Consider the following 13,983-nt stretch of genomic DNA (forward strand, 5'->3'; position numbering starts at 1 on the left):
CATTTACCCCCTTTATATGCACGAGCCTTTTCGTCTAAATACCCCTTTATATTTAAGGGCTTATAGCTCTTGTTTCTTTTTTTTACACTACCAAAACTGATTCCTCTATTAACTTAACCCCTTCTAAAATAAAACAATAGACTTACTAGCTCATAATTAACAAAGTTAGTTCACGAAGATTATTTCTGGAAGCCAGGTAGATAAATTCGGCCAGATGGTTACCAATAATAAAGCTGCTAAGATAGGAAGCAAGAATGGTATTATTCGTTTAATAACCTTTTCTACCGGACTATCTGCTACAACACTAACCATATACAAACTCATTCCCACTGGTGGAGTTAATAAACCTACCATCAGGTTTAAGACCATCACTACTCCTAAATGAATAGGGTCTACTCCAGCCTGGGTTAGTGGAGGCAGTAGAATAGGTGTCAGTATTAAAATAGCAGCTATTGGTTCTATAATCATACCAACAATAAGTAACAATACATTTGTTAAAAGTAATAAAATTAAGGGATCATGAGAGATACTAAACATAAAATTGCTTAATAATGTTGGTACCTGTTCCACTGTTAAAACCCAGGCGAAAATTGAAGCAGCTGAAATTATTATTAAAATACTCGCACTGGCTTTAACACTCTGTTTTCCCATATCTATTACCATTTTCCAGCTTAATTCTTTATAAACAAATTTACCTATAATAATAGCATAAAACACAGTAAAAGCCGCCACTTCTGTTGGACTGAAAACACCTGACAATAAACCAACAATTAAAATAATCGGAGTTAGTAAGGCAGGTAAAGCCTTACCGGTTTTCGATAAAAACAATTTCAAATCAAATTTTTCTTTTCCAGCCGGATAATCATATTTTTTGGCAAAGTAAGCTATCTGCAGCATAGAAAAAATAGTTATAATAAGGGCAGGTATCATACCAGCAATTAATAACCTAATACCGGAGATTTCAGCAACAGCCCCATAAATAATTAAGGGAATACTCGGTGGAAAAATAGGACCGATTGTAGCTGAAGCAGCTGTTATACTGGCTGCCAGATCACTATCATAGCCCTGATCCTTCATAGCCTGTATCTCTATATTTCCGAGTCCTCCAACATCAGCAAGGGCTGCCCCTGATATACCTGAAAAAATAAGACTTGCTATTATATTTACCTGTGCCAGTCCACCTCTAACTCTTCCAACCAGCATTTTAGCAAAATCAAATATTCTGTTTGATATACCTGAAGTATTCATCAAATTACCAGCAAATATAAATAGTGGTACCGCCAGCAAAGTAAAAGAATTAACTGAATTTAGCATCCGGTGAGCCAGTACATTTAAGGGAATCTGTTCTACTATTAGATAAATAATACTGGTCAAACCCATACCTATAAGTAAGGGAACCCCTAAGACAATCAAGAGAAGGAATAATAGTACTATTGTTAATCCACTCATTTTATTTCACATCCTTCATCTTTAATAATTCACCAAAAAATTTTTCTAAAGCAAATAAAATAACAAATAAACTTCCAAGAAAACCACTGAAAAAGAATATCAAATTAGGCCAGTTTAATACTGCTGTCGGTACATTCCCTACTTTTCCCATAAGTTGTAGAAAACTCCTTAAGAAGTATATCCCGAAAAAACAAGTAAGAACACTTGTCAAAGACCTAATAATTATTCTTATTTTTTCGGGTAATCTGCTTATTATAAAATCTATCTTAACATGGGCTTCTTTTTTTAAGAGAACTGGCAACATTAAAAACACCAGACTTATCTGTAAAAACCTGGAAAGTTCATTTGTCCAGCTAAGTCCAATTGAAAAGAAGTTACGAAAAACAATCTGGGTAAAAATAAGTATAGCAATACCATATAACGCAATCAAAGACATATATTCTAAACTTGAAAGAATTTTATTAAATACTTTTTTAATAATCATTATGCTCCCCGCCTATATTTAGTAGTACACATGGAACAGCTTCAGCTGTCCCATGTGCCTATTATAGATTTACATAGACCTGATCATATCATATATATAGCCATATTCTTCATCAAATCTCTCATTAATAATCTCCAGGGTGTTCTCCTTAAAAGCCTTTAGATCAAGGCCATCTTCTTCACTAATTACTGTCATACCAGCCTCTTTAAGGGCAGCCAATTGTTCTTCTTCCTTTTCTAATACCAGGTTAGTGGCATATTGGCTGGCTTCTTCAGCAGCTTCCCTAATTTTCTGCTGGTTTTCTACTGATAATGACTGCCAGATTGACTCATTTACTACTACCAATTCAGATGCTTTAATATGTCCAGTCAACATCAGATGTGATTGAATCTCATTTAATTTATTGGAGTAAATAACATCCAGTGGATTTTCCTGCCCATTCACGGTACCAGTAGCCAGGGCTGTCGGTACTTCTGACCAGTCAACTGGTGTTGCAACTGCCCCCAAACCTTCAACTGCTGCCATATAAATCTTAAATGGAATAGCCCTGACTTTTAGACCATTCAAATCTGCTGGTTCATATACTGCACGATCCAGGGTTAAATGCCTAGTACCAAAATAGAAACTATATAGAACCCTGACATCCCTTTTTTTGATTAAAGCATCACTTAATTCTTTGATAACTGGTGAAGACGGGGCTGTTACCTTTAAAAGATGATCAACATCTCTATAGATAAACGGTGTATCCAAGGCAGCAAAATCTTTATAGAGTGAACCAATAGCAGCAGCTGTATTATGATGAAAAGCTACTGTCCCCATACTTACACCTTCAGCCATCTCCTGAAGATTCCCCAACTGAGAAGATGGATATACCTGTATTTCTATCTCACCATTGGTTTTCTCCTTGACTAATTCTGAAAAATAAGTTGCCTGAAGTCCTGCTACACTCTTCGGTGCATTCATATGTGAATACCTTAAAACTCTGGCTCCAAAAGCACTAAAAGATAAGACTGCCGCCATCATTACTACTACAGTTAAAATAAAAAGATTCTTTTTCATTAATAATATCCCCCTTTGAAACTTATTTTTGGCTTAATCTTGTAAATACATACCAAGCTATTGCTTTGTTTCCTTTTATCACCTCTTTCTATAAGATCCTTCTCGTGTAGTGAAAAACCCTGAGACCAAATCTGTCTCTTCCACTCTTACTGGCTTATGTGCCAATATGGAAACGGATCAACCTCTAATTGGGTTAAAATTCTTAACAACCCTTTTTAAAATCGATTTTTGATTATTAGAGTTTAGCCGAGTTTACTCTACACATATTTATTTAACCTGTTCCGATATTGAGCATTTTTCTTGCTTCATGTGGTGCCGCCGGCACAAAACCCAGCGTTTCAACAATCTTAGCGACCCTTGCAATTAAAGGTACATTTCGATCTACTTGTGTATGCTCATCCAAATAGTTGCTGTCTTCAAATCCAACCCTTAACGTCGAAGCCCCCATACCCAGTGCTGCGGAAAATATATCGTAATTCTTTCTATGTGCGTGAGTAATTCCCCAGAGCGTATCATCTGGAATAAAATTTCTCATTGCTGTCAGTGCTTCAATTGTGGCAGGTGCTGCCCCTGCATGTCCTAAAACAATACTAAATAATATAGGGTTGTGAAATGCAAACTTCTTCCTGAGCTCTGTCACTGTATGGATCATTCCCAATTCAAAAACTTCTATTTCCGGCACCTTATTCATTCTTATAATCTCAGACACACAATATTCCACTTCATCTATGGGATTGCAATAAACTGCTTCCCCTAAATTACAGGACCCCACATTTAACGATGTTGTTTCAACCTTATCATAATATAATGGCGCACATCTTTGTTGTATGCTTAATGTTGAAACACCTCCCGTCGATGCCTGAATAATAATATCTGATTTTTCTCTTATCCGCTCAACCGTTTCTTTAAATACTGTCAAATCCGGAGTGAGATTTCCCTGAGAGTCACGCACATGCAGATGAACCATACTTGCTCCAGCTTTTTCACACTCAATAACTTCTTCTGCTATCTTTTGGGGATTTATCAACTTATCTGATGCTGAAACAGGCGCAACAGAAATTAATATATTTCTCACTTTTATTCTCCTTTCGAAATTTAATACCACAACAAACTTATTCTAAGAATCCCATTACAAATTACTGTATAACACTAATTTTAAATAAATTATATTACTCCTGTTTCCAGAACATATAGTGGTCTTCTATTGTCTTGCCAATTTGTAAACTGTCCTTCACTTTAACCATGTCTACAATTTGCCGGTGCAACTCTATAAACCGTATGCGTTCATCACTTCCCAATATTTTTTCCATAGTTTGTATACGAGAAGGTATCGTCAATCTGTCTATATAGTCTGCCGTATTTTGAATAAGTTCATTATGGGTACAAAAAGCTACTGCAGCATGGAAACGAATATCCTGGTTTAACACTCGCTTTGCATCTGCATTTGTACTCATCACTTCCGCCTCTAACCGTTCTAATTCATGATAAAGATACTGTATGTCTTCTTTCTTTGCCTTTTGTATTACAACATACATTATTCCAATATCAAAAACTTTTCTCAGTTCGATAATTGCTTCTACAGAATCTTTCTCCAAAATCAGTCCGTAAAGCATGGGATCAAGCATGCGATGATTGAAACTAGAACTTACAAAAGTTCCTTCCGATCGTTTAATATAAACTACCCCAAACGATTCAAGTACTTTAATGGCTTCTCGTATAGAATTTCGTCCAACTTGAAACGATTCGCACAGTTCAACCTCAGTGGGTATCCTATCTCCAGGCTTTAGTTCACCGCTTATAATAGCACCTGTAATTCGCTCAATAACTCGATCAACTACGGATTTATTAGCCAGTGATGATTTTAGCAAACTTCTATTATTTGGCATAATCTGTTATCCTTTCCATTACACATCCTACTATTAAAAAACTAAGTTAATAATCAAGAATAAAAATATCTTAATACCTCTATCATATTAAGCCTTTAATCGTTAACACATTTTTAAGTGCCACAGCACCAAACTTCGGACTAGATACGACAAACTTATCGTAAGCTTCAGCTATAATCTCCTCACAGTATGCCATTGAACCTTGGGCAAATAGTATCACATCCACATCTTTTTCAACTTCTCCTGCTTTTTTAAGCATACGTGCTTTAAATTCCTCTTGATTCAGTCCAAACGCTCCGTCAATTAATACGTCTACAAGTTCAACTCGTTTTCCCATTTCTCTAGCTACACGTTTAATGGTATTTTTGGTAGGTTCCAACGTTGTAGACAATGTCGCCATCACTGCAATTCTTTTTCCTTTCCTTACCGCTTCCCTACACATATCTTCATCCACACGCACAATAGGAACCCCGATGTACTTCGCAATATCCTGTACGGCATCCGCTACTTCACCAACGGAAGAACAAAGGTTAATAATAGCATCTACCCCCGCATTGACAGCTTCCATATACATTATTACCAATCTTGCAGCTGCTTTACTGGTAACGTAGCCATGAGTCCTTGTTTCTTCCAAAATACTAGGATCCTGATAAGAAAGCATTTCTACATCATTTCCCAGTTTTTTTCTAATTTCATTTTCTACAAGCGCTATAAGTTCTGGTGTAGTACTTGTATAAACCAATCCAATTTTCACTTCCTTTGGCCCCCCCATATTTAAAATAAATCATCTTTTTTATACACCTATGTACAACGTAGGATGTATGCTGTTTTGTTTTATTATATACGAAAAATACTTATTTGTAAACACTATTTTTGTATAATTCAAAAATTCAAAACAATTTTAAAATTCCGTAAATCAGTATGGGTACTTCTCACCTTGCAGTTTTGCTTGTGGATGTAATCATTATCTTTAACGTTTATATAATCCTTACAACAGTACAAGAACCCGCCGTACAATAATTCCCGTCAATTAAGACGGGAACCATAATTAACATCAATTAAGATTTAACGCTAACTTATTTTCAGATAGTCTTTTAATTTTTCAACCCTCTGGTCATCTATTCTAACATCCCCTACCTGGATACCAGGTGTATTTTCCCCATGAAAATCACTACCACCAGTCAACAGTAAATTTAGTTTTTCTGCTATTTCCAGATAATATTGACTGGTCTTTTCACTGTGTTTAGAGTGATAAACCTCAAGACCATCCAGGCCATATTCGGTTAATTCCCTTATCTCCTCTTCACCAAAGGGTTTGCCCCTATTAATAAAATAGGGATGGGCCAGTACAGCAATACCACCTGCTTCTTTGATAATAGAAATTGCCTCAACCGGTTTCAACTGAAACTTGGGAACATAGGCCTTACCTCCATTACCAATCAGTTCATTTTTATAGGCATCATCTGTCTCTTTTATATAACCAGCCTGTTTTAAAGCCATAGCCAGATGGGGACGGCCAATATATTTATCCCCGGCAAGTTTTGTTACATCCTCATAATGAATATTTATTCCCAGCTGATTCAACCTATTAACCATCTCCCGGGCTCTGTCAAGTCTAGCCGTAAAAAAAGCCTCAACCCTTTTTAAGAAATCCCTGGACCTATAATCCATATAATAGCCTAATATGTGGACTTCTGCTTTTTCCCTGACCGTTGAAAATTCTATGGCCGGAATAACTTCAATCCCCATCTCTTTACCTGCTGCAATCGTCTCTGGAACACCCTCAACAGTATCATGATCAGCTAAGGCAATAGTACTTAAACCATTCTCTTTAGCCATCTTAACCAATTGCTCAGGAGGAAAACTCCCATCAGAATATGTCGAATGTATATGAAGGTCTGCTGACATATATTTTACACTCCTTTTTTATAATAATTAAATCATTATTTATTATATTCTCCCTGTCACACGATACCAGATTAAACCCAACCATTCATGTACAGCAGCCATATTCGAGGAAAAGGCACTCCTATTTGGTAAATAATCCAACCATCCTAAGGAATGGCTTGATAAATAGCCGGCAGGTATAGGTATAACATCTATTCCCTGTTTTTTAAATACTTTCGTAGCCCGTAGTAGATGGACAGCTGAAGTAACCAGATATACCCGTTTATAATGATATTTTTCTAATATCTCTTTTGTATAAAGAGCATTTTCAAAGGTGGTCCTGGCCCTATCTTCAATAATTATTTCATCTCTAGCTACACCCATATCTTTTAGCCAGTTTGCAGCCACTTCAGCCTCACTAATCTGGTGATGACCAATAGCTACACCACCTGTAAAAATAAGTGGCCCACCATATTTTCTAAAAAGCTGATAACCGTTAACTAAGCGCTGTAGGGTAGGGGGCTTCAAATCAGCCTTTTTATTTGTAAGATAATTAATACCTCCCCCCAAAACAACAATAGGATAATTGCCTTCTATTATGACAGCTTGCTTCATAAGCTCTAATGGTTTGAGTAAAACAACTGTCCCAAAAGCACTGGCCATTATATACATTAAAATTAAGGTAATTAAGGACAGGTATTTAATAAAACGAGATTGTCTTATCCTAAATAAATAAAGGGTTACTATAAACCAAAGCAAAATAAATATCCCTGGTAATGTAAGGAAAGAAGCAATAGTTTTTTCTACTGTTAACAGCACAACTACTCACCTATTACCTTAACAAGAACCCTTTTTTCTCTCCTGCCATCAAATTCACCATAAAAAATCTGTTCCCAGGGACCAAAATCAAAATTCCCTTCAGTAATAGCTATAACAACCTCTCTCCCCATAATCTGCCGTTTCAAATGTGCATCGGCATTATCTTCAAAACCATTATGCTGGTATTGGGAAATAGGCTCATGTGGAGCTAACTCCTCTAGCCACTTTTTATAATCATTATGTAAACCAGGTTCATCATCATTAATAAAAACACTGGCCGTTATATGCATGGCATTGACCAGGCATAAGCCCTCTTTTATTTGACTTTTTTTAATTATATCTGCAACTTTATCAGTAATATTTATTAATTCTACCCTGTTGTTAGTATCAAAATATAAGTATTCCCTATAAGATTTCACCTAACCACTCTCCTGCATTTTTTCTTTATTATAACCCTTTTTTGGCTTTTTCTCAAGGAACAATAAAATAGTATGGTTTCAGGATCTCGCGGAAAAATTTAGCATCTCCGACAGAAGCATTTTCTCTTATATTTTTAGAAAGGGCAAGAATAAACATAAAATGACTTTGATGCTTGTACCATCAAAGTCATTTTATGTTTTGAGAGTTATTTAATCAACATATTTTTTTAGAGTTGCTCTAACTGCACCCTTTGATGCAATTAGTTCTTCAAAATAATTTTCTATAACTTCTCCTAAGCCTACTTCATAAAGATCTATACCAAAGATTTTAACATTGGATAATATCGGCTTAAGCTGTTCATGAAAAGGTCCCTTATCTCCAAGAGAAATTGATGCAACATAAGGTGTTAATTCCTCTAAAAGAGGATCTGAACTAAGTTTCATTTTATTGCCATCATCATCAATACCCATTAAATATCTACACCAGCCCGCTAAAACAAGAGGAATAAACTTTAGATCCATTATATTTAAATCTTTTCTGCTTATATAGGCTTTTATTGTTTCACCAAAGCGGATTCCTAATTTTTGAGAAGTATCAGTTGCAATTCTTTGTGGTGTATCAGGCATAAATGGATTTGGAATTCTTACCTTAAGCACTTCGTCAATGAATTTTTTAGGATCAATAATTTTAGGATTTACAACTACAGGCAGGCCCTCTACATATCCTATTTTTTCTACAAGGTTTTTTAACTCATGATCTTCCATTTCCTTTGAAATCAAAGTATATCCTAATAAACAACCATATATAGCAAGAGCTGTATGAAGGGGATTTAGACAAGTGCAAACCTTCATTTTTTCAACTTTATCAACCGTTTCTCTATCTGTGAAAATAATACCAGCCTCTTCAAGATTTGGTCTGCCGTTAGGAAATAAATCTTCAATAATAAGATATTCTGATTCCTCTGCATTTACAAAAGGAGCTATATAGGTGTTTTTTGATGTAATTACATCCTCTACATCTTCAAAACCATCCTTTTTAAGCATCTCCCTTACACTCGGATCTGGTCTTGGGGTAATTTTATCAATCATCGTCCATGGAAAGGATACACACTTAGAATCATTGATATAAATATCAAAGCCTTCATCTACATATCCTTTTTCTACCCACTTTTCGGCAAAAACACTAACCGCCTGATAAAGTTTAGTCCCATTATGAGAACAATTATCCATACTAACTAAGGCAAGGGGGTTTTTCCCATTTATATATCGTTCATAAACAAGTGCAGCCAATTTACCAATATAGCTTACTGGATTTTGTGGCCCATTATTAAAATCCTCTACTACGTCAGATAAGTATTCACCCCTAGCATCTTGTAAACTATATCCCTTTTCCGTGATCGTAAAACTTACCATTTGGAGACTTGGGTTTATAAAAATTTCTTTTAACCGTTTCCAGTTTTCTTCATTCTTTGGATCTACAATTAATGATTCTACAATGCTTGCAATAACTGTCTTTTCAATATGGCCATCTGCCTTTAGAGTCACAAGAGCACCCAGATTGTCATGAGGCCTATACATTTCATCGATTATTTCATAATCAAAACCTTCTGCAACAATAATTCCCCTATCACTTTTCCCTTCATTTAAAATACTTTGCTGTACATTTGCTATAAATGCTCTAAAAATATTTCCTGCACCAAAATGAATCCAGTTAGGATTTGCCTTCGTATTTTCTTTTACTTGCTCAAGATTAAATCTTGGAAGCTTAAACCCTGCTTTTTCCCAGACATCAATATCATTTAAGGCCTTCATATTTAATTTCACGCTAGCCACCTTCTTTCTTTTGGGTTATATTTTTTAGTTATTAAACCCTAACATTCCTTGCTTAACTGATTTATCAATTGCTTCCCATAAACCGTTTAAATATGTTGCTCCTAAAGCTCTATCATATAATCCATAACCTGGCATAGCTTTCTCGCCCCAAATCATTCTTCCATGATCAGGTCTTATAGGTCCTTCCATGCCAATATCATATAATGCCTTTACAATTTCATACATATCTAAGGAACCATCAGATGAAAGATGTGCTGCCTCATCAAATTTACCTGGCCCGTGATGAACAAGATTTCTAATATGAGCAAAGTGAATTCGCCCTTTGAAACTTCTTATAATATCTGGAATATCATTATCAGGGTTAGAACCTAAAGAACCTGTACATATGGTTAACCCATTATTTTCCACAGGAACTGCATCAAGCATTCTTTGGATATTTTCTTTATTATTTATTATTCTTGGTAGATTAAATACAGACCATGCAGGATCATCCATATGAATTGCCATCTTAATTCCATACTTTTGACAGGTAGGCATAATAGCATTTAAAAAATATATAAGGTTTTCAAATAATTTTTCTTCATCTACATCCTTATACATTTCAAATAGTTCTCTTACCTTTCCTAGTCGTTCTGGTTCCCATCCTGGTAGTACAAACCCATTAGAGCTTGCTTCCATTTCCTTAAAGATCTTATCTGGATCTATTTTATCAATAACCTCTTGGTCATAAGAAAGAACTGTAGAACCATCAGGTCTTAGCTTTGCAAGATCAGATCTTGTCCAGTCAAACACAGGCATAAAATTATAGCATACTAAATTTATCCCTCCTTCCCCTAAATTTTCAAGAGTTTCAATATAATTATTGATGTACTTATCTCTTGTAGGAAGACCAATCTTAATATCATCATGAATATTCACACTCTCAATACCGCTAACCTCTAACCCTGCTGACTCTACTTCATTTCTCATTGCCTGAATTGCTTCACTACTCCACACTTCTCCAGGTTTAGAATCATATAGGGTTGTAATAACACCTACACAACCAGGAATCTGTTTGATCTGTTCTAAAGTCACATTATCATGCTTACTTCCAAACCATCTTAGTGTCATTTTCATATTTACGTCTCCTTATTCTAATTGCATTGTGTTTTCCCTTTCCTTAAAAAATTCAGGATATTTATTAATAAGTTCTGCCTCTTCCATAAAAATCTTTGACAGATGTTTTTTAATTATATCTACAGCCCCTTGAAGATTACCATTACATATTTTTTCTATAACCTCTAAATGCTGTACAACTACATTAGAAAGTATTTTTTTATCCCATAAGGACATAAGCCGTATCCTCTTATAATGACCAGACATACTTTGAATAATTTCCCAGCACATGTTTTTATCAGTACTTTTAAAAAATACACTATGAAAATTGTCATCATACTTCAAAAAAGACATATAATCATTATCCTTTATACTCTGCTTTTGCATCTCAATACAATGCCTTAATATTTGTATATCACTTTCTTTACAGACACTAACAAACAATTTTATAGTATTTTCTTCGAGACTTTCTCTTAGAAATCTTTCTTCTGCAACTCGTTTTAAATCTATTTTGGAAACAATTGTTCCCTTTTGAGGAATAATATTAACAAGCCCCTCTTTTTCTAATTTAATAAGTGCATCCCTTACTGGTGATCTACTTACATTTAATTTTTCAGAAATATCCTTGATGCTCAATGCCTCTCCTGGTTTTAAATTTAATGATATAATATTTTTACGAAGAGTATAATACACATTATCTCCAATATTAAAAGATGCTTGATTTGATAACTGCATACGCCTACACCCCCTCCTTAAAACCCTCTATTCATTACATTTAACTTTAATGACTTTGCTAAAATAAAATTCGATTAAATCTATTTAAAGATTCAGGATATCTTTCCAAACTTATAACAACTAAAATGTTAACACAATTTTTCTAAACTTTCTACTAGAAACTACATCAAATGCTTTCTTAATGTCTTTGAAATTAAAAACATGTGATATCATATCTCCTGCTTGAATAATATCTCTAGCAAATAAGTCAATTACTTTTTCGAATTTATCATGCTGTAATCGAGAACCAATAATATCTAGTTCCTTAGCCGTGATCTTAAATTGTGCAATTTCTGAAACTCTAGTATCAAATCCCATTAACACAACTCTTCCTGCATTACCAACAACATCTACTAAAAATTCAAAGGACCCGGGGTTACATACTGAGTCAATACAAACTGTTGGTCCATAGTCATTAGAAGCAGCCTGTATCTCCTCCTTTAAAGTTGGACTTTTCCCATTAATTGTATAAGCAGCACCCAATCTTTTTGCCTGATCAAGTTTGTCTTCTTCAATATCTACAGCTATAATTTTACAGCCAAAACTTTTAGCTACTTGTATAATTGTTGAACCTAAAGCACCTACACCATATACTAATAAAGTATCATCTTCTTGAAGTCTCCCCCTGGCACAAGCTTGAAAAGCAATAGTAAAGGGTTCAATCAAAACAGCAGTCTTAAAGTCTAGATCTTTTGGAATTAGATATGCTGATGTCTCTGGTACTGTCATATGCTCACGATAACCACCATCTATATTGACTCCTCTGACCTTTAAATCGACACAAACATTATCTCTACCATGTTTGCATGCATAACACATATTACAGCTTTCGGTCTGTTTAATGATCACATGATCTCCAACTTCAAATCTCGTAACAGAGTTCCCAATTTCTTGAACTATCCCTGTTACTTCATGGCCAAGAATTCTAGGGTAGCTTGCAACTGGAGACTTCCCTAAATAAATACTAATATCACTACCACAAATACCAGCAGCTTTAACTTTTATAAGTATTTCGTTATCCTTTTCTAGTTTTACTTCTGGAATTTCAACAACAGCTATCTTATTAGGTTCCTCAACTCTCAATGCTTTCATCACAATTCCTCCTCAACTAGACTTTTACTTTTACTAGAATTTTTCTAACACCATTTACTAGCCATTTATAACAGATAATAGTCTATGAGATTCATTCGGTTAGACAAGATAAAAGTATCTTAAATATAAACAATATTTCCTATGGACATCTCTAAAGGGATTTAATCTCTTCCCAAACACTATCATCCACAAAGATTCCCTTAGCATCATGCTCTTCTCTAAATCTCACGAAATCTTCACCAGGTGTAAAAATTCCCGTTGAATCCTCTGATAGCTCTGAACTTTTTATGTGTGTTACAGCTTTTTTAATTGTAGCTGCCATATTCTCCTCTTTATCACTAATTTTCTTAGGATCAATAATAATCATAACCTGTGATGCGCCACCACAACTTCCTTTTCCTTTTTTATCTAAATCTGCAGCTCCAATACCATCTGTTAAGATAGAACCTAAAATGTCTAGCATAAAAGAAAAACTAGAGCCTTTCCAATATCCTATTGGCATGATTCTCATTGACTCTTCTATTGCACCTGGGTCATCAGTAATATTTCCATCTTTATCAAACCCACCTGGAAATGGTAGCTTTTTGTTAGCTAATCTTGTTACTTGTAGTTTTCCATAGGAATATTGTGATATGGCCATGTCTAATTCAATTGCGGGCTCGCCATCAACACTTGGTACTGCCATTACAAATGGATTGTTTCCTAGCTTACATTCTTTTCCACCCCATGGCGGCATACATGATTCAGTGTTAGTCCACATAATGGCAATGTAACCTCGATTAGCAGCATGTAAGCCATACGTACCACCACGCATCCAATGAGTCGTATTTTTTAAGCCAACCATTCCTATGCCGTATTTATCCGCAAGTTCCATCCCTTTTTCCACACCATATAAAGCATTCAGAACACCAGGACCCATATTACCGTTATAAACTTGTATTGCACCAAATTCTTTTTCCAAAGTCGGCTCAGCGTCTACATCAACCCAGCCTTTTTGAATATAATCCACAAAACGGGCAACTCTATTTGTCCCATGTGAGTAAATACCATCATAGGTTGATTCTGTATGAACTCTAGCACAAGTTTCTGCTTTTTCTTCACTAAGTCCGTATTTTATAAACACTCTTTTAATCTCATTCTTAATTTCTTCAAAGGTTAATCTCATATTTTAGTCTCCTTTTTATAT

Annotated in this window: 14 protein-coding genes; all 14 read right to left on the reverse strand. The window is 35.1% G+C overall.

Annotated features, from left to right (window positions below):
* Nucleotides 1-165: 165 nt before the first annotated feature.
* The 14 genes from D7D81_RS01250 to yiaK all read right to left on the reverse strand — a co-directional run bounded on the left by D7D81_RS01250 (nucleotide 166) and on the right by yiaK (nucleotide 13,962).
* Nucleotides 166-1,449, reverse strand: coding sequence for a TRAP transporter large permease (locus D7D81_RS01250; RefSeq protein WP_125986550.1), 1,284 nt, complete (start codon nucleotides 1,447-1,449; stop codon nucleotides 166-168).
* Between the two features lies 1 nt (nucleotide 1,450).
* Nucleotides 1,451-1,933, reverse strand: coding sequence for a TRAP transporter small permease (locus D7D81_RS01255; RefSeq protein ID WP_125986552.1), 483 nt, complete (start codon nucleotides 1,931-1,933; stop codon nucleotides 1,451-1,453).
* Between the two features lie 69 nt (nucleotides 1,934-2,002).
* A complete protein-coding gene (locus D7D81_RS01260; RefSeq protein ID WP_125986554.1) occupies nucleotides 2,003-2,992 on the reverse strand; it encodes a TRAP transporter substrate-binding protein in 990 nt (329 codons plus the stop codon).
* A 271-nt stretch (nucleotides 2,993-3,263) separates the two neighbouring features.
* A complete protein-coding gene (locus D7D81_RS01265) occupies nucleotides 3,264-4,067 on the reverse strand; it encodes a beta-keto acid cleavage family enzyme (protein WP_125986556.1) in 804 nt (267 codons plus the stop codon).
* A gap of 94 nt (nucleotides 4,068-4,161) precedes the next feature.
* Nucleotides 4,162-4,878 carry a FadR/GntR family transcriptional regulator gene (locus D7D81_RS01270; RefSeq protein WP_125986558.1) on the reverse strand — a complete coding sequence of 239 codons (717 nt, stop codon included), beginning with the start codon at nucleotides 4,876-4,878 and terminating at the stop codon, nucleotides 4,162-4,164.
* Nucleotides 4,879-4,960: 82 nt separating this feature from the next.
* Complete coding sequence (locus D7D81_RS01275) at nucleotides 4,961-5,632, reverse strand: aspartate/glutamate racemase family protein (RefSeq protein WP_125986560.1); 672 nt, start codon at nucleotides 5,630-5,632, stop codon at nucleotides 4,961-4,963.
* Nucleotides 5,633-5,949: 317 nt separating this feature from the next.
* Entirely contained in the window at nucleotides 5,950-6,786 is an 837-nt protein-coding gene (locus D7D81_RS01280) for a PHP domain-containing protein (RefSeq protein WP_125986562.1), read from the reverse strand.
* A 42-nt stretch (nucleotides 6,787-6,828) separates the two neighbouring features.
* A complete protein-coding gene (locus tag D7D81_RS01285; protein ID WP_125986564.1) occupies nucleotides 6,829-7,584 on the reverse strand; it encodes a YdcF family protein in 756 nt (251 codons plus the stop codon).
* Nucleotides 7,585-7,586: 2 nt separating this feature from the next.
* Nucleotides 7,587-8,003, reverse strand: a complete 417-nt coding sequence (locus D7D81_RS01290) for a secondary thiamine-phosphate synthase enzyme YjbQ (RefSeq protein WP_125986566.1) — start codon at nucleotides 8,001-8,003, stop codon at nucleotides 7,587-7,589.
* 210 nt (nucleotides 8,004-8,213) lie between these two features.
* Complete coding sequence (locus D7D81_RS01295; RefSeq protein ID WP_205739302.1) at nucleotides 8,214-9,827, reverse strand: mannitol dehydrogenase family protein; 1,614 nt, start codon at nucleotides 9,825-9,827, stop codon at nucleotides 8,214-8,216.
* A gap of 33 nt (nucleotides 9,828-9,860) precedes the next feature.
* Nucleotides 9,861-10,952, reverse strand: coding sequence for a mannonate dehydratase (uxuA, locus tag D7D81_RS01300; RefSeq protein ID WP_125986568.1), 1,092 nt, complete (start codon nucleotides 10,950-10,952; stop codon nucleotides 9,861-9,863).
* Nucleotides 10,953-10,964: 12 nt separating this feature from the next.
* A complete protein-coding gene (locus tag D7D81_RS01305) occupies nucleotides 10,965-11,666 on the reverse strand; it encodes a GntR family transcriptional regulator (protein WP_125986570.1) in 702 nt (233 codons plus the stop codon).
* A gap of 120 nt (nucleotides 11,667-11,786) precedes the next feature.
* On the reverse strand, nucleotides 11,787-12,797 hold the full coding sequence (locus D7D81_RS01310; protein WP_125986572.1) for a zinc-binding alcohol dehydrogenase family protein: 1,011 nt from the start codon (nucleotides 12,795-12,797) through the stop codon (nucleotides 11,787-11,789).
* A gap of 151 nt (nucleotides 12,798-12,948) precedes the next feature.
* Nucleotides 12,949-13,962, reverse strand: coding sequence for a 3-dehydro-L-gulonate 2-dehydrogenase (yiaK, locus tag D7D81_RS01315; RefSeq protein WP_125986574.1), 1,014 nt, complete (start codon nucleotides 13,960-13,962; stop codon nucleotides 12,949-12,951).
* Between the last annotated feature and the right edge of the window lie 21 nt (nucleotides 13,963-13,983).

This window comes from Halocella sp. SP3-1, assembly GCF_003953885.1.
Lineage (GTDB): Bacteria > Bacillota > Halanaerobiia > Halanaerobiales > DTU029 > Iocasia > Iocasia fonsfrigidae.

Bases quoted from the DNA above. Each gene is read 5' to 3' on its own strand.
- D7D81_RS01250 (WP_125986550.1), bottom strand. From the start codon at position 1,449: ATGAGTGGATTAACAATAGTACTATTATTCCTTCTCTTGATTGTCTTA.
- D7D81_RS01255 (WP_125986552.1), bottom strand. From the start codon at position 1,933: ATGATTATTAAAAAAGTATTTAATAAAATTCTTTCAAGTTTAGAATAT.
- D7D81_RS01260 (WP_125986554.1), bottom strand. From the start codon at position 2,992: ATGAAAAAGAATCTTTTTATTTTAACTGTAGTAGTAATGATGGCGGCA.
- D7D81_RS01270 (WP_125986558.1), bottom strand. From the start codon at position 4,878: ATGCCAAATAATAGAAGTTTGCTAAAATCATCACTGGCTAATAAATCC.
- D7D81_RS01280 (WP_125986562.1), bottom strand. From the start codon at position 6,786: ATGTCAGCAGACCTTCATATACATTCGACATATTCTGATGGGAGTTTT.
- uxuA (WP_125986568.1), bottom strand. From the start codon at position 10,952: ATGAAAATGACACTAAGATGGTTTGGAAGTAAGCATGATAATGTGACT.
- D7D81_RS01305 (WP_125986570.1), bottom strand. From the start codon at position 11,666: ATGCAGTTATCAAATCAAGCATCTTTTAATATTGGAGATAATGTGTAT.
- D7D81_RS01310 (WP_125986572.1), bottom strand. From the start codon at position 12,797: ATGAAAGCATTGAGAGTTGAGGAACCTAATAAGATAGCTGTTGTTGAA.
- yiaK (WP_125986574.1), bottom strand. From the start codon at position 13,962: ATGAGATTAACCTTTGAAGAAATTAAGAATGAGATTAAAAGAGTGTTT.